Raw genomic sequence first — 17,207 nt, 5'->3', positions numbered from 1 at the left:
TTTCCCAACTTATACAAGTTGTGTAAACTATATAGGAAAGGGGGTTTTTTTATGTCTACTTTACCAAATTGTCCAAAATGCCAATCTGAATATACATATGAAGATGGAAACCTTCTCGTTTGTCCAGAATGTGCACACGAATGGACACTCGAATCAATGGAAGAATCTACACCGGAAAGCATTCAGGAAGTAAGAGATGCGAACGGAAATGTCTTGCAGGATGGAGATTCTGTAACTGTCATCAAGGATTTGAAAGTTAAAGGAAGTTCAAATGCACTAAAGATGGGAACGAAAGTTAAAAGTATTCGTTTAGTTGATGGTGATCATAACATCGACTGTAAAATTGATGGATTCGGTGCAATGCAGTTAAAATCCGAGTTCGTAAAGAAAATTTAATTATCCAAAAACAAAAAGATCACCTTCGATTCATCGGGGGTGATCTTTTTCTTAAGATACGCTATCAATTTGTTTGTACAGGCGTTGCTTGCACGGCAGGTGTCAGCGCTTGTAACATGTCACTTCTAGATTTTGTGAGTGTTGCGGAAACACCAAGCTTTGCCAAATTGGAAATAATCTTTTTTATGTCCATCTCTTTAGCCACTTCTTCCACCTCAACCTTCCTAGTTAGTTATATAGACGTTAAGTTGCTTGTGAAGTTCTCTTAAAAAAAATATTGTTATTCCTATCATACCACTCTGAAAGCATTTTAAATCTTTCATTTGTGTTACAATTGAATCTTTTTTGCAAGTATTTTAACTCGAAACGCTACAATAATATTTTCCATGTACCCTAATTTGGGGATATTACTGGTATGGCTAGTTGCGGTAGCGGAGAAATAAACAAGTACTATAAGGTGTCTTTCTCGGCTTCTCGAAACTTGAATGGTTCTTCCATTCATCGTACGATATGGAAGAATCTATTTATGAAGAAAGCAGGTTACGTATGAAGAAAACCATAATATTATTGATGTCTGTGCAATTTTTCGTTTATCTTGGATTCGGCATCATCATCCCAATTTTACCTGAAGTTATTTTAGCTGAAGGCTATTCAGAAGTGCATGTTGGCGGATTGCTGACTATTTATGCACTATCCTCTTTCTTTACAGCTCCTTTATGGGGCGCTTTGTCTGATCGAACAGGCAGAAAAAAGCTGATTATGATTGGATTAATTGGTTTCAGTTTGAGCTTTTTCTTATTCGCTATCTTCACGCATCATCTATTGATGCTATACGTCTCCCGTATTGTAGGCGGCATATTCTCAGGGGCACTATACACTGCAGTTACTGGATTTGTTGCTGATTTAACTACAGAAGAAAATCGTAATAAGTATATGGGACTTCTTGGCATGTCGATTGGACTTGGATTTATTTTTGGTCCTGCAATCGGTGGAATCCTTGGCGATATTCAATTGCAAATTCCATTTATCGCTTCGGGTACACTAACGCTATTCTTGACTGTCTATGCATTTATTATTCTTAAAGAGCCCGATAGACGTAATTCAGCGAATAAACGAGCACTTCTTCCAAAAGGTGCATCTACGATGTGGCAGTATAGAATTCGTTATTTATTTATCACTTCGTTTATTATTACGTTTTTACTTGCAGGAGTAGAAGCTACATTCCAGCTATTCCAGATTGACAAAATTCATATTACGCCTTTGCAACTCGGTTATTTATTCATGGCAAGTGGATTAGTCGATGCCGCAATTCAAGGCGGTGTCGTTCGTCGTGTGAAAAACGGGACAGAGACTTCATGGATTATCGTAGCGCAAATTGTTACAGCAATCGGTTTAGTACTCATTCCATTTTCTATGAATTTACTATGGGCAGGCTTCGCAATGAGTGTCTTCACTGCCGGGAACGCGCTTGTACGGACTGTCCTTGTATCACTTACCACTAAAGAAGCTGGCGGGATGTACGGAACTGCTGCAGGCTTATCCTACTCCATGGATAATATGGGGCGCATTATTGGACCGTTACTATTTACTTGGATTTTCACGATGCAAGCAGGCAATATGTATTTCATTTCAGCTATATTGGCCATACTATCCATAGGTCTAGTGTTTGTCTTCAAAAAGTCCACACGTTCTTTAAAAAATATACAGGAACCGGTTTCGTGAATTTCGCATAGTATAGTCAATTAACTGAGTAAGTTCTCAATTGTCAGTCATTACTTCACGGTGCATTTCGCTTTTGATTTGCATCTCCGCTATACTAAAGGAATAGTATATTAGCTGCAGGAGGAACTATATGACGCAAGTGATTAGTTTAATTATCACAAGCACTTTAATTATTAATATCTTTTTGGCTATTGTTTTAATCTTTTTAGAGCGTAGGGATCCAGCGAGTACATGGGCTTGGCTCCTCGTTTTATTCTTTGTACCGATAGGCGGTTTTATAATTTACTTACTTCTAGGTCGCCAATTACGTGAAAAGCAATTATTCCGTTGGGAAGGTCGAAATAAGATTGGGATCGAGAAACTGATTGCTTATCAACTTGAAGCGATTGAGGATGAATCATTTGAATTTTTAAAGCCTGACACAGAAAAATATCACGATATGATATACCTACATTTACGCAATAACCACTCCGTTCTTACGCAAGACAATGATTTGCAAATCTTTACGGATGGTAAAAAAAAGTTTGGTTCTTTACTACATGATTTAGAATATGCAAAAGACCATATTCATATCCAGTATTATATTTTCCGTTTAGATGGGATTGGCCAACAAATCGTCGATATACTAGTACGCAAAGCCAAAGCCGGCGTGAAGGTGCGGGTATTGTTTGATGACATCGGTTCACGTGGATTGCATGTGAAGCATTTCCGCGAATTGACAGCAAACGGCGGTGAAGTGGCTGCATTTTTCCCGGCAACTTTACCATTGATTAACCCGCGGTTGAATTACCGGAATCACCGTAAACTGGTCATCATTGATGGCCGTATCGGCTACATTGGCGGATTTAATGTAGGGGATGAATATTTAGGTCTCAGCAAAAAATTTGGCTACTGGCGTGATACCCATTTGCGTATGGAAGGTAGCGCTGTACATCCATTACAGACGCGCTTTATTCTAGATTGGAACCAAGCATCTGCTAAAACAAATATTCAATATATCGAGCATTTCTTCCCTGCAATTCCTCGTAAAGGGACGGTCGGTATTCAAATTGTTTCTAGTGGACCGGACTCTGAATGGGAAGACATCAAAGACGGCTACTTAAAAATGATTTTCCTTGCCAAGGATTATATTTATATACAAACCCCTTATTTCATTCCAGATACTAGTGTTCTTGATGCATTACGTATCGCTTGCTTATCTGGCGTTGATGTTCGAATCATGATTCCGAATAAACCTGATCATATGTTTGTTTACTGGGCAACATATTCGAATGTTGGTCTGTTACTTAAGGCAGGCGCCAAAGTATATATATATGACAACGGCTTCATTCATGCGAAACAAATTGTTGTAGATGATCAAGTATCCACTGTTGGTACAGCGAATATCGACGTTCGCAGCTTCCGTTTAAATTTTGAAGTAAATGCATTTATTTATGATAGAGAGATATCGCATGAACTAGCGGAAATTTTTGAACAAGACATTCAATACTGTACGGAGTTAACGTATGAAAATTATCTTGAACGTGCACGAATGATCAAAGTTAAAGAATCGATTTCACGATTACTCTCACCAATCTTATAAAAAACTAGCCGGCAATGGATAGTTCATCCTTGCCGGCTAGTTTCATTTTTCATTAACGAATCCCTAGGTACTCTTCTAACGTAATATTTTGCTTGAAAATTTTCTCCGCTGTTGCTTTCCCGACGTATCGATAATGCCAAGATTCATGCATATATCCCGTCACTTCTTCCTTACCTTTTGGATAACGAAGGATAAAACCATATTCATACGCGTGAGCCGCCAGCCATTTCGCAGCTTCTGTACTACCGAACGATGTAGATGCCCAATACTTCTCATGATTGACTTCACCAATATCAAATGCTAGACCTGTCTGATGTTCAGAATAGCCTGGACGTGCGCTGTAACGGTCTGCAGCCTCTTGACCATCTCTTTCCACATATCGATTATATAAAGTCACTTGATAGTCGTAGGAACGATAGGTACTAAATGCCTGCAAATTAATTCCCGACGTCACAGCTGCGGCCGCTAGTTCATTGAATGCTTCTCTAGCTTCTTGACTTTCTCCAGGAGCAAAATTTTTTGGAAGTGGATATTGCTTATTAGCTAATAAAATCCCATCGATGTATTTCGGTTCTTTCGGCAATTCCTGTCCCTCTAGATAACCTGCGGGATTGGTCGGCTTCTCTTGAACTGACTTTGATGATTCAGAAGTATCTACTTCATTCGAATCTTCGCCTATAAAAGGTACTTTTTCTTTATCTCTAAGCGGCTCCTCGTCAGGCCCATTTGTTCCTTGTGGATTTTCTTCCGCATGATCTGTTGATTCATCTTCGTTTGGACTCCGTTTAACTTCTTGAAATTCATCACCTTGATCTAGACCCTCTATCGATTGATTTATATTTCGATTAGTTGAACCAACCCACATAATTGCTCCTACGAGTAAGACGAATGTAAACCCTGCTACTATATATGTTCTATTGCGCCCTTGTTTGGATTTCTCACCTTTTTTTCTCATATTGTGTTACCCTGCCCTCTTTCTAAATCGCCTATCTTGTACTATAGTGTATCATTATTTTTCTTTCTCGTCTGTCTATGATACTATTTGTTGAAATCAATTCATGAATTAATTACGAAGTTTTACAATTAAATAATTAGCGATGTCTTTCTGTGAACTTTTGTAATCTTCTTTATGTGGGGGTTTATGTCAGTGCGATTAACAAAAAAGTCAAAATAAAAAACGCGCAAAACCAAGGTGTAACTTGGACCGACGCGTTTTTTTGATTCTATTGAGATTATCCGAGACTCTTTTTAAAACATCAATATGTATATCAAGGTGCCGAGTGAGCCTGCTGCGAAGAACATAGCCATCCAAAGCATCCACTTGGACTCACGAACCAATCCTTGCTTTCTATACATCACCGTACGCGCGCAATTCGTTAATGTAAACATGATTAACATGGACAATATCGCGAACTCCAAATTTAGTTGGATAATAAAATAAAGTGAGACGATTGCAGAAGCGGCAATCGCTAAGCCCATGATCCATTTCGGCTTCATATAAGACGCTCCCTTTCCACTTACAAAATAAAAAAAGCTGGTTTGCACCAGCTTTCCATGTACTTTACTTTTCTTTAACTACCGGTGTATCTATTTCTTTGGGTGCTGGAGGATCTACATGTTTATAGTAGAACTTGCGTCCAAGATATGTCTGGAAGATTAGAAGTATTCCACCGACCGCCCAATATAAAGGAAGGGCTGCCATAACCGTATATGAAATAAACATAATCATAATTGGCGACATGTAAATAAACATCTTCATTTGTTGCTGTTGTTGCTCTGGCATTGTCCATAACGATACGCGAGCTTGAACAAAATAGACAGCACCCGCAACTAGCATCATTATGATATCCGGTTCACCAAGTTTAAACCATAAAAACTCATGATTTTTCACTTCTGGTGGTGCGTAAAGAATTGCGAAATACAGACCCATGATGATTGGCATTTGAATTACAAGCGGCAGACAGCCCATGTTTAACGGATTCACGCCGTGCTTTGAATACAGCCCCATCATCTCTTGCTGCAATTTCATCTGTTCTTCTTTGTCTCCAGATTCTTTTGAAGCTTTCATACGTTTTTGGATATCTTCCATTTCAGGTCGAAGTCCGTCCATTTTAACTTTCATCTCTTGTTGAGCCTTGTAGTTTTTCAACATTAACGGCATCAATACTACTCGAATTGCTACTGTTATGAGAACAATCGCAAAACCATAGTTACCATTAAACATCTCACCAAGATAATGAAGAAGCCATTCCATTGGATAAACGAACGTACTGTAGAAAATCCCTGTTTTATTCTCTACTCCCGAACAGCCACTTAAAAACACAGCGGTAATAGCTAATAAACTTACGAACCCTATTCTTTTCTTCAATGATTTCACCTACGCAATCTCAAACTAAAGAAAAGTATACAGCAAATGATGTAAAAGTTACAGTGAATCATCTTGCTTAAGAGTAAATTGAAAATAATTCCCGCTCAAATCTTTACGGAAGCGCATCGGAGTTACTCCCGTATATTTTTTAAATACACGAGTAAAGTAACTTTGATTACAAAAATGGAATTTTTTTGCAATTTCAGCTACCTTTTGATCAGTAAAGCGCAAATAGTACTGCACTTCTTCAATCTTCCGCATCATAATAAATTCCACGAGCGTCACTGATGTATATTCACGAAAAATGCGAGATAGATGGCTAGTACTAACATTGAATCGTTTAGCAATCTCTTCAACTATTAGTTGCCTCTCTACATTTTGGTTAATGTATTGAATGACTTCATTTACCGTATCGTGAGAAAGTGTTGGCTTTTCTTGTTCTTTAAGTATGTAATAATAAAATTCAATTAACACATCCCCGAATTCATAGGCATTATCGACTGTTAAGTTTCGCTCAATCAACAACATACATTTAGTGTTAAATGTAAACGCGTTTTCTTCATTTAAAATTTGGTCTTCCTTCATTCTTCTTGCGACAATAGACGAAAGTACCACTAAATAATATCGAATAACTTTGAATGTAAATTCGGATATGTTCACAGCTAAAGTAAGTTGAATTTCTTTGAGTGTACGGCGAGCATGCTCTCTATCTAGACTAAAAATCTGTTTCAGTAATTCTTTTTCCAATCGAAAAAAATCTTTAGCTTGCTGTGAACTAAGTTTATTTTGAATGGTGTCAATCAATTCTTTATTTGTAATTTCTAAACTTTTGCTAGTCATGAGTTTCACCCCACTCATTCTCTATATATCAGATTGTCTATGACGCGCTACTATATGTAATTTATTCTACCTTATCCAAAAAAATTATCTATAGTTTATATATTTACTGATATATATAGGATAAAGCACCCCTATAATAGGGATGCTTTTAGTATGAATGTGCTATCTAGTGGGTGTTACTTTTCTCAATGTTTTATGTTTGAATTAGTTATTTTGAGAAGCATTCACTGAGTCATTGGAATTTTTCTTGTAAAGACCATCTTTTTCTGATGCATGTTTATCGGGATCTTGCACTTCTTGGTTATAGTAATGAACGCTTGTTTGTGCACCTTCAGAAACCATATTATTATCTGCAACATCTTCTGGATCTGAATAACCAACCTTTTCCACTGTCTGATCAACCAGTGTATTATTATTTATGAGTGTATCCATCTTTTCCTTTAAGACACTAACTGTCTCCATTGCTTTGTCACGGTTTTCTTTTTTACTGAAATACGCGTATGCCCCTGCTGCTAATGTTGCTATAAATAAGCCATTTGTTTTTTTACCTGCCATGAATACCATCCTCCGTAATAAATAATTTGTAGTGTTTGTCTACTTACTATACCCGACAGCTATATTTTTCAAACGTACGATTCACATAGATCGTGTTTCATAGTGCTATTTGTGACAGCTATTCGTCTAATTATGGTAGTTCTGACGATCACCAACATAGTCAATATATGCTGCGACTCACATGAATAGAACAACACCAAAACATTGGGTTGGCAGAATGGTATTTTCATTTAGCTAACATCGTAGTTTTAAGAAAGCTAATTTGCTATACTATGTAGAAAGAATGTTAGGAGTGAACCTATTATGATCCGAAAAATGACTGTAGATGATATTAAAGATGTTCAACAAATTGCTCTTACGTCTTGGCGTTATATGTTTGGAGAATATATTCCAGAAGAAGTACTGATTGGATTTATCGATCGTACGTATTCCGATTTAATGCTGAAAAAACAAATTGAGAAAACGACGGTTCTGCTTGCTATAGATCCACAAGGTCTTCCTGTAGGCTATATTAGTTATACACCGATAGATATAGACGGTGAGAGCGAAGTGACAGCCCTTCATATGCTCCCTTCACATTTAAATAGTGGATATGAGGAACTGTTGTTAGCTGAGGCTTTACAGTCATTGAGCGAGGCACAAAACGTGGATGTTTATGTGGACGAACGTTCACATGATTTGCAAGCGTTTTATGTTAATCAAGGGTTTGTTTTGGTCGAATCTATCCAAGAAGAGTTTGAAGGACTTCCCGTTGAAACGCTTCATTATACATTGCAGATTAAGCAACACGCGCATACGTGAACAAACCCCCTTTTCGTTTAGAAAAGGGGGTTACTAGTATTAATTCATCCAGTTTGATGGATTTTCCACGTATTCATCTTGTGTTGGTCCAGATGCCATTGGAGGCTTCTTTGTGAAGCAGAGGATGCCTGCAATGTACAGCAAGATAGACGTCAATGACAAAATGCCGTTAAACAAGCCTGCTATAATGAACAACGTCCCTGCCACCTCTGCATTATTACGCAACTTCACCAAGCCAATAATATTCAGTACAAAACCAATAAAAGCTACAATTACACCGACCCAAATGAACGTAGCAAATACATCAAAGAATTCCATAAACATATTCACTTCAGAAACCGTTAATTCTCCATCACTCAACATCACTTCTCGAAATTGCTCCATTACGTTTGAATCATTGTTTGCCATATTAACAAATATGCCAAAAACCGTAAGCATAGCCATTCCGATAAAGGTAAAGACTGCCGCTATAATAGCAAGAACTTTTTCTGCCGTTCGATTGATCATACTACTCACCCGCTTCTTAAAATTAACATCTTACCTAGCTATACGCTAGGCAAATAAAAAGGATTCAAAAAAGCGAGTAATTTATTTATTGAACTTTCACGTCATCGTAAGCATCACTTCGATCAAAGGCATTAACTACATAAGAACAGACCGCTTTCATCTTTAATCCTTTTTCGCGTGCATATGTTGCTGCTTGGTCTAAAAGCTTCTTAGCTGCACCCTGCCCTCTTAGTGAATCATCCACATATGTGTGCGTCATCGTCATGACACCGCGATCTTCAGTCCATTCAATTTCTGCAATGACAGCACTATTACTTTGATGCTGATAAGCGTATTTATTCCCACCTAACTCTACAAGTTCCAAATCAAACGCCTGTGGTGATTTCACGTCTTTATTCTCGCTCATGTATATCTCTCCTTTGCAGTTTCGCCATCTCCTATTAACGTACCACGATTACTACTTAGTTAAACAAAGATTTAAACGAATCAACCATATTACGGAAAAACTCTTTAACCTTTTCCCAGAAGCTCGGGTCAATATCCCCTAACTTATCTTTAATTTTAAAAGCCATATCTGTTAGTTGTTCATTCAACTTTGAAAAGTCGATATCCAACTTTGAAATTCGATCCATCAAATCAATTAATAATTGACGATCCGCTTCGCTTAATTGAATATTGAACTTCTTCAACTGATCACTAACAATTTTTTCAACATCTTCTTTTGTCGCAGGTTTTTGCTCCGCGATTTGCTTTTTTATTTCAGTCAGCAGGTTCGCAACTTCATCTTTATCAATGCCCGCTTTTTCAGAGAGCTTTGTTGCTAGATTCAATTCATCATTCGCAGTATCGGTACGCTCTGTATCGAGTACTTCGCCAGATACTTCGTATGCCTTATAAATCCCAACGAGTGCTGAATGTCCCGTCACTTTCTTCGGTGATGCTACTTCTACGATTGCATCCTCAATACCTGCCGTCAACATCGCAGTTGCGTACATATCCGTAGTAACCTGAGTGATATTATCTGGCGTCACGATGCTAATGACGAGTCCTTCGCCTTCTTCTTGTCTCGTAATTTTCGCAGACGAATACATCCGTGCATTACGGTCGCCACCTGGAATATATTTGATCAAGTCGGTGCCATCTACGGACAACTCTTCTACCTCTGCTTCATCCGCCACTTTTAAGTCAGTTCTGACACGATCCTTTTCACTATCGGATAAATTCGCGCCATAAACTACAATAGGCACGCCTAATTTTTCATTGATGACGTCATTCGCAAAAGCTGAAGGTGTAAACAAACCCACTATCAACATGCTAATCAATACATAAGCCAATCCTTTTTTCATTCAGTCTCGCCTCCATGTTCTATACAATAGATACGATTGGGAAAATCAAAAAGTTGCGTATGACTCATGATTTTAGTATAGTCCATCCATCCTGTTGCACAATTCTTCTTTCTCTCATCAACGTCCCAAGCGCGCGTTTGAACGCACCTTTACTCATTTGGAACATCTCATCAATCTCTTCCGGAGATGATTTATCAGTAAATGGCATTTTACCACCAGACTGTTTTAAATACGATAGAATCTGTTCGCCGTCAGACTGTAGACGATCTTGCTTTCTAGGTAATAATGAACCATTCAACGTACCGTCATCACGCACACCAATAATTCGTACGTCGACTTCTTCCCCTAATCTTGGTTCATGTTGACGCTCAGTTTCGTGGACAAAAATACGTTTAATATCATCCGTCAAAAGGAATGATCCTACAGGCAATAGGCGATACGCTCTTGCCTTAACGTTTTGGTTCAACATGCTTTCATCAGCAAATGTGAAACTCTCTTGTATGCGTTCTTCTGTGACTAGACGTCCAAATAAATTACCACCTGGATCTGTACGCAATGTCATATACAATTGATCGCCTGCTTGTGGCCAAAGATCAGCAAATTGTGAGAAGTCAGCTTCATTGACTAGTACTTCAAACGAAGCACCTATATCGACATAAGCGCCTTCTCCCCGTACAAAACGAATGACTTTTGCCCATCCAAATGAATCGACAGTAAGCGTCGGCAGCTGAGCAGTCGCAGTTAATTCGCCTCTTCTATTAATATATAGAAAGACTTCAACTGCTGTCTGTTCCTCCAAGTCAGGTGCATCTGAAACGTTCATATAAATTTCTTCTCCAGCAGCGTCCAGTACCCACCGCGAACCGTCCTTGCGAAGAATATCGAGTGTAGCAAGCGTGCCTGATTGTAATAGTGTCATAAATGATTGCCCCTTTTAGTTTGCTCTGCTTTTCAGTTTTTTAATAAATTCCGCGTCTTCTTCTAATGCTTCTACTAAGTCCGTAATACGATCCATCGCATTCCAACTTAAGTGATGCTCAATACCTTCTACGTCGCCATAGATATTTTCTTCTTCCACCCCAATGATACGCAGGAATTGTTCTAGTAATTCATGACGATGCACAAGTTTTTTACCGAAACGTAAGCCGCGATCCGTTAAGGCTAGACCGCGGTATCTTTCGTAGTGGACGTACCCTTCACGATCGAGTCGCTGAGCCATTTTCGTAACGGATGAAGGCAATACGGAGAGTGCCTCCGCTACATCTGACACGCGCGCTTCGCCTCTAGCCTCTAACTGTAAATAGATTTGTTCGATATAATCTTCCATACTCGGTGTAGCCAAAACATCGCCCCCTCATCTGACTTTCACTATACATAAAAACATATACGAGTTTAGGTTTCTACTGGTTGGGTAAATTAACTACACAACAAAGAAAAGGAGTGATTCACTATGGCTCGTTTATTATGGCTCGTTATTTTAGTCCTTATAGCATTATGGGTAATCGGCTTAGTCGCAAAAATCGGTGGCGGACTCATCCATCTTCTTCTAATAGTCGCAGGGATTATTTTTGTCCTACAATTACTAACTGGAAAACGATCGGTATAGTAACATGGTGAACTACCCACCACTTAACATCCTATCCGGCTGTTTGAAGGTGGAAACTTCTTTCGAAGAACCGTTAAACCCAACTATCGCTTCTTCTGCTTTCAGATAATTCTTGCGTACAAGCACGTATTGCGTAATTCTTGTCCGTTTGCAGAAGGAGCATTTTTGCGTAAAATACCTTCCAATTCAAAGCCCGAGCGTTTTGCAACTGCGCGACCTTTACTATGTCTTTCATCACAATGAAACTCTACCCGTTCTGCCTCTAAGTGTTCGAAACTAAAATCAGTAAGCCCCTTGACAGCTTCCGTCATATAGCCTTTCCCCTCAAACTTTGTATCTAGCCAAAAGTCCAATTCGAACTTTCGAATCTTCCAGTCAATCCTATGAAATCCAGCACAGCCAATAAACTCGCCAGTTTCTTTTGAGAACAAATGAAAACGAAGACTCTTCCTACCGATGAACTCAGCTACTGCTTGGCGAATATATTCCTCTGTCGTTTCAATCGTTAACTCATGTTGAGCCCATGTTGTAAAGCGACGTAAACCAGTCACAGAACGCGAAATTGCACCCCATACGTCCATAGAATCATTCAACTCTGGTGACCGAATCAATAAACGTTCTGTCTCAAAATTTTCTTTGAATCCAGGAATACTTTTTTCATAAAGTGATCGGTCTTCCCAACGTACAGGCGTTGTTGTTCCAGCTAAATAATCTTCCCGTGTCATACCATACGTCACGGCATCATAGTACGTATTTTCTTTCGGCAAGAACCATGCTTGACGTAAATGAGCTTCCTTGACGAAGCCCGCTCGTTCAAACGCTTTACGCATCGCTGCATTGTCATGTCGCGTATGACCCTCTATGCGGATTTTCTGTTCTGGGAGTTCAAATACATACTGCGTCAACTTCTTCAAGGCGCGGGAGCCATAGCCATAGCCTCTAAAGTTATCCGCTATTCGCAAATCAAATAATGGGACGTCTTCTTGTAAGTCATAAACTTTTACGATCCCCACTTTTTCATTCTCATTATTCTCTATCCAAAACGTCTTTACATCATCAGATGCATAGCCGCCTTCTTCAATCGACTTTTCCAATAACTCACGACCCGGCTCGCTAATATCATGATACGGCCAAGAGTTCGTTGTCATAAACTGGATCAGCAAATCTTGTTCTTGTATCGTCCATTCTTGTAATCGCATTAAAATTCCTCCATCGTGCCCGCCGTTCGACAAGCGCACTACTCGCACATTAACTTACGTAGTTTGTTGTACTTCAATCGCATGTTCGTACGCAATTTTAACCAAATCAACAACATGCTTATCCGCTAAAGAATAGTATACCATTTTCCCACGTCTTTCTGACTTTGCTAATGAATGTTCACGCAAATAGCGCAGATGATGAGAAGCAGTGGCAGATGAAGATTGAATGACTGCCGCTACATCACAAACACACATTTCAGATTCCAATGTTAAGGAATAGGCAATACGTAGTCTAGTTTCATCTGCTAACGCTTTAAATATTTGCACCATCTCCGCTACATCCGGGAGCTCTTTCCGAATTTTCCGGACTACATCTTCATGCACAATCGTCACTTCACATGCATCTTGATTTACCATTTTGCCACCTCACTCTGTAGTGTTCAATTAATGTAATTATATAGAAACCTAAAAGAGAACTCCATTCAATCAACTAGTTGTTTGAATGGAGTTCATAACGTTTTATCTGCATGTTCTCCATGAATTTTTTCGTATAATTCATCTTCCGTTGAAATGTCTGCAAGCTTCACTTTCGAACGGTACGCTGCACGAATAATTACATGACCTGCTACAGGTGCAGTTAAAAAGACAAAACCTATACCGAGTAATAATCGAACACTGATGAAGTTTTCCGAGAATAGAAAAAATACAAATGCGCCGGACAAAGTCAACAAGACAGCGAGTGTGGAACTCTTTGTCGCCGCATGTGATCGAGTATAGACATCCGGTAAACGAATTAAGCCAAACACACTTATAATACTCGCAATCGCACCGGTCAAAATTAACAAAGCTCCCGCAAATTCACCCATCTCGCCTACGCTCAACGATTTTCCCCCTCTCAATAAACTTCGAAAATGCAATAGTACCAATAAAGGACAGAATACCCAAAATCAAAATCGCTTCCAAAAATGCTTTCGTGTTCATCATAACTGACACAACCGCAATTGTTGCGATTAAATTCACACCGATGACATCTAACGCCACCACGCGGTCAGGTAATGATGGTCCTAAAATGATTCGTATAACGGCTACTAGTATCGTCAGCGCAAACAAGATGACTGAAATCATGAGCATGCCTGCAATCATCGTGTCACCTCCATAATCGCCTTCTCAAAGCTCTTCAATTGATTGATCAGGCCTTCACGCGATTCCTCAACGTCCATCGCATGAATATAAAGTTCATTACCTTCGGGGGAGACTTCCATAACGACCGATCCTGGCGTCAACGTCAGTAACATAGAAAGCATCGTCACTTCTACGTCACTACTCAAAATTGTTTCATATTTAAAAATGCCTGGTTTGATACGCAATGTTGGTCGGACAATTTGCGAGATAACTACGATACTAGACTGGGTCAATTCTCGAATGAATATGAGCAGAAGTTTACATGCAGCGTACACCCTGCGTAAATAAAAGTGAGTTCCGAAAAAACGGCTCATAGCAAAAATAATTCCGAGACCAACTAAGAATCCCATGAAAAACGTCGTAAATTTCAGTTCGTCTTCATCCATCAATGTCATCCATAAAAAAGCGATGAATAAATTCAGCAGAAGCTGTACTGGCATGCTGTCTCTCCCCCCCTATTCCAAATCTTCATCTAGAACTGCTTCGATATACTGTTGCGGATCAGCCAAAGCATTCGCTGCATCTTGAATATACGGTGCAAGCAACTCCGCACCTACACCCATTCCGACAATCAATACGGCTAGTAATACAAGAGGCACACCGATTGCCTTTTTAAACGGTTGCTGTTCATCTTCACTAATCGTTGTTTCTCCCCAAAAACTATTCAGGAAAATACGAAGTAATGAATACAACACACCTATACTTGATAAAAATGCAACAGCCAATAAAACGTAAGAGCCTGTTTCAATAGCTCCTAACCCCATATACACTTTGCCGATAAAACCACTTAACGGTGGGATTCCAGCAATTGCGAGCATAGCCAAGAAAAATAGCCAACCTACCAGCGGATAATTTCGAATGAGCCCGCTGATTTCATCGACCTTGGAACGTCCTGTCAAATACACAACAGTTCCTACCAATAAATACAGCAATGCTTTACTAACCATATCATGTATCAAATAATAACTAGCACCTTGGTATGAAGTAGTTGTCGCAATCGCAAGGCCAGTCAGTACAAAACCGACTGAAATGATGACGTTATACGATACGATCTGTCGAATATCCGAATACGCAATTGCTCCTAAGCATCCGCCAACTATCGTCACGACTGCGAGCATACCAATCATTTTATAAATCAAAGGATCATGAACAAAAATTAGCGTAAACATTCGGTAAAGCGCGTATATACCAACTTTCGTCAACAATGCACCAAATAGGGCAGCTACTGCTGTAGGTGGTGCCGAATACGAACCAGGTAGCCAGAAATACAGCAACAAGCCCGCTTTCAAACTAAAAACCAATAGAAAAACGATACCGATCAACGACAGTAGTGGCCCTTGACCAACTTCCGCTACACGAACTGCAATATGCGCCATATTCAACGTGCCAAGTGCACCATATAAATATGCGATACCAAGCAAGAAGAACCACGAAGCAAGCACATTGATCAACACATATGTAATGCCTTCTTTCAATTGCGTTTTGCGTCCACCAAGTGTCAGCAAAACATACGAAGCAAGTAACATCACTTCAAAACAAACGAATAGATTAAATAAATCACCTGTCAAAAACGAACCATTAACGCCTGCTAATAAAAACAGAAAGAACGGATAGAAAAACATCGTCTCCGCCTCGAGTCCAGTTGTAGCAAACGCGTAAAGTAAAATAATACTCGATACAACACAAGCTGCTAATACTAGCAGTACTGCAAACGAATCACCAACGAACAAAATGCCGTGTGGCGGTAACCAATCTCCGAAATCTAAGCGCATAATACCCGTGCGATGTATGCGCTCCAAGCAATAAGCCGCGATACCCGCAGAAGCGATTGTCGTCAATACACTTAACAGTCGCTGCAGTCGGATATAAGGCTTTATAAAGACTAAGATGACACCTACCAAAACAGGCAGGATCATAGGTAGCACTAATAAATTATTCATCCTGTGACCCTCGCAATCCAGGTCCTCGACCAGATTCCTGATAGACGCGATAAGATAATACTAATAAAAATGCCGTTACCCCAAAGCTAATAACAATTGCCGTCAGAATAAGGGCTTGTGGCAAGGCATCCGTATACTGTGCTGCGCCTTCTTGTAAAAGCGGTACATCCCCTTTCTTCAAACCACCCATCGTCAATAGTAATAAATGGATCGCATGAGAAAGAATCGCCGTCCCTAAAATAATTCGTAACATTTCTTTTGCTAGGAGCAAATAGACCCCTACCGCCACAAGCACACCAACCAGAAGGGTAATTAATGTCTCCATTACTCCACATCCTCACTGATTCCCAAAATAATCGTAACCACTACACCGAGTACAGTTAGCGCTACTCCTGCTTCAAAAATCGTCATCGTTCCTAGTTCCGTTTCACCGAAAACCGGCAAATCAACTATCCAAGTCGCCTGCGTTAAAAACGGCACTTTGAAAATGAAGGACAATAATCCCGTCCCAACCGCTAACAACACACCTAACGCAGCTACTCGCTTAAAATCGAACGGTGTCCCACGATGGACCGTCTCGATATCATAGACTAAATACAATAGAACAAACGCAGAAGAGAGAACCAATCCACCGATGAATCCACCACCTGGATTACTGTGGCCAGATAAAAATAATTCCACGCCAAATGTCAAAATGATGAAGAAGACGATTTTGGTCACTGTTTGTAAAATTACATCATTTTTCTTCAGGATGATCCGCTCCCTTCTTGCGCCGTAGCTTCACGAGTGAGTAGACACCAAGTCCTGCGATAAATAGTACTAATACTTCAAGCATCGTATCAAAAGCACGGAAATCCCCGAGTATCGTGTTAACAACATTCGAACCGCCCAAAACGCGCGATGCCGTCTCATAATAAATTGAAATGGAAGGGTAAAACGAATGACCTTGTACTAACAAAGCTACTACCGTAACTACTACACCTGAAGCGACAGCAATCATTCCATTACGTACTCTCATCGGGGAGGACTTATGCTCTGATCGCCACTCAGGTAAATAGTAGAAGCAGAGCAAGAATAATACCGTCGTCACAGTTTCCACGATAATCTGTGTCAACGCCAAATCTGGCGCGCGGAATACAACAAATAAGATCGCGATGGAATAG

25 protein-coding genes are annotated in these 17,207 nt (G+C 39.7%); 5 read left to right on the top strand and 20 right to left on the bottom strand.

Annotated features, from left to right (window positions below):
* Positions 1-51: 51 nt before the first annotated feature.
* The gene (locus ORD22_RS09775; RefSeq protein WP_317645774.1) at positions 52-396 is read left to right on the top strand and encodes a zinc ribbon domain-containing protein YjdM; all 345 of its coding nucleotides are present in this window, start codon (positions 52-54) and stop codon (positions 394-396) included.
* 64 nt (positions 397-460) lie between these two features.
* Here ORD22_RS09775 and ORD22_RS09770 read toward each other — a convergent pair whose 3' ends face one another.
* A complete protein-coding gene (locus ORD22_RS09770) occupies positions 461-610 on the bottom strand; it encodes an Lmo0850 family protein (RefSeq protein WP_411567642.1) in 150 nt (49 codons plus the stop codon).
* Between the two features lie 332 nt (positions 611-942).
* Here ORD22_RS09770 and ORD22_RS09765 point away from each other — a divergent pair, with 332 nt between their 5' ends.
* Both ORD22_RS09765 and cls read left to right on the top strand, forming a co-directional pair.
* Positions 943-2,118, top strand: a complete 1,176-nt coding sequence (locus tag ORD22_RS09765; RefSeq protein WP_317645773.1) for an MFS transporter — start codon at positions 943-945, stop codon at positions 2,116-2,118.
* A 130-nt stretch (positions 2,119-2,248) separates the two neighbouring features.
* Positions 2,249-3,700 carry a cardiolipin synthase gene (cls, locus tag ORD22_RS09760; protein WP_317645772.1) on the top strand — a complete coding sequence of 484 codons (1,452 nt, stop codon included), beginning with the start codon at positions 2,249-2,251 and terminating at the stop codon, positions 3,698-3,700.
* Between the two features lie 52 nt (positions 3,701-3,752).
* On the opposite strand, the gene ORD22_RS09755 is transcribed toward cls, so the two are convergent.
* From ORD22_RS09755 to ORD22_RS09735, 5 genes are all read right to left on the bottom strand, one after another.
* On the bottom strand, positions 3,753-4,655 hold the full coding sequence (locus tag ORD22_RS09755) for a M15 family metallopeptidase (RefSeq protein ID WP_317645771.1): 903 nt from the start codon (positions 4,653-4,655) through the stop codon (positions 3,753-3,755).
* A gap of 293 nt (positions 4,656-4,948) precedes the next feature.
* Positions 4,949-5,197: a hypothetical protein gene (locus ORD22_RS09750; RefSeq protein ID WP_317645770.1), complete on the bottom strand. Its 249-nt coding sequence runs from the start codon at positions 5,195-5,197 to the stop codon at positions 4,949-4,951.
* A 64-nt stretch (positions 5,198-5,261) separates the two neighbouring features.
* Positions 5,262-6,068, bottom strand: a complete 807-nt coding sequence (yidC, locus tag ORD22_RS09745; RefSeq protein WP_317645769.1) for a membrane protein insertase YidC — start codon at positions 6,066-6,068, stop codon at positions 5,262-5,264.
* A 57-nt stretch (positions 6,069-6,125) separates the two neighbouring features.
* A complete protein-coding gene (locus ORD22_RS09740; protein ID WP_317645768.1) occupies positions 6,126-6,926 on the bottom strand; it encodes a helix-turn-helix domain-containing protein in 801 nt (266 codons plus the stop codon).
* A gap of 186 nt (positions 6,927-7,112) precedes the next feature.
* Entirely contained in the window at positions 7,113-7,463 is a 351-nt protein-coding gene (locus ORD22_RS09735) for a hypothetical protein (protein WP_317645767.1), read from the bottom strand.
* A gap of 303 nt (positions 7,464-7,766) precedes the next feature.
* On the opposite strand from ORD22_RS09735, the gene ORD22_RS09730 reads away from it, so the two are divergent.
* Positions 7,767-8,264, top strand: coding sequence for a GNAT family N-acetyltransferase (locus ORD22_RS09730; RefSeq protein WP_317645766.1), 498 nt, complete (start codon positions 7,767-7,769; stop codon positions 8,262-8,264).
* A gap of 39 nt (positions 8,265-8,303) precedes the next feature.
* On the opposite strand, the gene ORD22_RS09725 is transcribed toward ORD22_RS09730, so the two are convergent.
* The 5 genes from ORD22_RS09725 to mntR form a co-directional block, all read right to left on the bottom strand.
* Entirely contained in the window at positions 8,304-8,771 is a 468-nt protein-coding gene (locus ORD22_RS09725; RefSeq protein WP_317645765.1) for a DUF4064 domain-containing protein, read from the bottom strand.
* A gap of 85 nt (positions 8,772-8,856) precedes the next feature.
* Entirely contained in the window at positions 8,857-9,177 is a 321-nt protein-coding gene (locus tag ORD22_RS09720) for a GNAT family N-acetyltransferase (RefSeq protein ID WP_317645764.1), read from the bottom strand.
* 55 nt (positions 9,178-9,232) lie between these two features.
* On the bottom strand, positions 9,233-10,117 hold the full coding sequence (locus tag ORD22_RS09715; RefSeq protein WP_317645763.1) for a DUF1002 domain-containing protein: 885 nt from the start codon (positions 10,115-10,117) through the stop codon (positions 9,233-9,235).
* Between the two features lie 64 nt (positions 10,118-10,181).
* On the bottom strand, positions 10,182-11,036 hold the full coding sequence (locus ORD22_RS09710; protein ID WP_317645762.1) for a CvfB family protein: 855 nt from the start codon (positions 11,034-11,036) through the stop codon (positions 10,182-10,184).
* Between the two features lie 15 nt (positions 11,037-11,051).
* Complete coding sequence (mntR, locus tag ORD22_RS09705) at positions 11,052-11,459, bottom strand: transcriptional regulator MntR (protein WP_317645760.1); 408 nt, start codon at positions 11,457-11,459, stop codon at positions 11,052-11,054.
* Positions 11,460-11,567: 108 nt separating this feature from the next.
* On the opposite strand from mntR, the gene ORD22_RS09700 reads away from it, so the two are divergent.
* Entirely contained in the window at positions 11,568-11,723 is a 156-nt protein-coding gene (locus ORD22_RS09700; protein WP_317645757.1) for a lmo0937 family membrane protein, read from the top strand.
* A 101-nt stretch (positions 11,724-11,824) separates the two neighbouring features.
* Here ORD22_RS09700 and ORD22_RS09695 read toward each other — a convergent pair whose 3' ends face one another.
* From ORD22_RS09695 to mbhE, 9 genes are all read right to left on the bottom strand, one after another.
* Entirely contained in the window at positions 11,825-12,922 is a 1,098-nt protein-coding gene (locus ORD22_RS09695; RefSeq protein ID WP_317645755.1) for a GNAT family N-acetyltransferase, read from the bottom strand.
* A 54-nt stretch (positions 12,923-12,976) separates the two neighbouring features.
* Positions 12,977-13,339 (bottom strand): ArsR/SmtB family transcription factor, encoded by a 363-nt coding sequence (locus tag ORD22_RS09690; RefSeq protein WP_317645754.1) that lies wholly within the window; start codon positions 13,337-13,339, stop codon positions 12,977-12,979.
* Positions 13,340-13,431: 92 nt separating this feature from the next.
* Positions 13,432-13,803: a monovalent cation/H(+) antiporter subunit G gene (mnhG, locus tag ORD22_RS09685; protein ID WP_317645753.1), complete on the bottom strand. Its 372-nt coding sequence runs from the start codon at positions 13,801-13,803 to the stop codon at positions 13,432-13,434.
* Positions 13,781-14,065: a Na(+)/H(+) antiporter subunit F1 gene (locus ORD22_RS09680; protein ID WP_099687705.1), complete on the bottom strand. Its 285-nt coding sequence runs from the start codon at positions 14,063-14,065 to the stop codon at positions 13,781-13,783. Before ORD22_RS09680 ends, mnhG begins: the two co-directional genes overlap by 23 nt.
* Entirely contained in the window at positions 14,062-14,544 is a 483-nt protein-coding gene (locus tag ORD22_RS09675) for a Na+/H+ antiporter subunit E (protein WP_317645752.1), read from the bottom strand. Before ORD22_RS09675 ends, ORD22_RS09680 begins: the two co-directional genes overlap by 4 nt.
* 15 nt (positions 14,545-14,559) lie before the next feature.
* Positions 14,560-16,044 carry a Na+/H+ antiporter subunit D gene (locus ORD22_RS09670; RefSeq protein WP_317645751.1) on the bottom strand — a complete coding sequence of 495 codons (1,485 nt, stop codon included), beginning with the start codon at positions 16,042-16,044 and terminating at the stop codon, positions 14,560-14,562.
* Positions 16,037-16,369 carry a Na(+)/H(+) antiporter subunit C gene (locus tag ORD22_RS09665; RefSeq protein WP_317645750.1) on the bottom strand — a complete coding sequence of 111 codons (333 nt, stop codon included), beginning with the start codon at positions 16,367-16,369 and terminating at the stop codon, positions 16,037-16,039. Before ORD22_RS09665 ends, ORD22_RS09670 begins: the two co-directional genes overlap by 8 nt.
* Complete coding sequence (locus ORD22_RS09660) at positions 16,369-16,794, bottom strand: Na(+)/H(+) antiporter subunit B (RefSeq protein ID WP_317645799.1); 426 nt, start codon at positions 16,792-16,794, stop codon at positions 16,369-16,371. Before ORD22_RS09660 ends, ORD22_RS09665 begins: the two co-directional genes overlap by 1 nt.
* A partial coding sequence (gene mbhE / locus ORD22_RS09655) for a hydrogen gas-evolving membrane-bound hydrogenase subunit E (RefSeq protein WP_317645749.1) occupies positions 16,781-17,207 on the bottom strand: 427 nt, incomplete at its 5' end. The genes mbhE and ORD22_RS09660, both read right to left, overlap by 14 nt.

The sequence above is a fragment of the Sporosarcina sp. GW1-11 genome, from assembly GCF_033088395.1.
Taxonomy (GTDB): Bacteria; Bacillota; Bacilli; order Bacillales_A; family Planococcaceae; genus Sporosarcina.
Note: the sequence above shows the minus strand (reverse complement) of the source record. Positions and strands in the feature narration are given on the sequence as shown.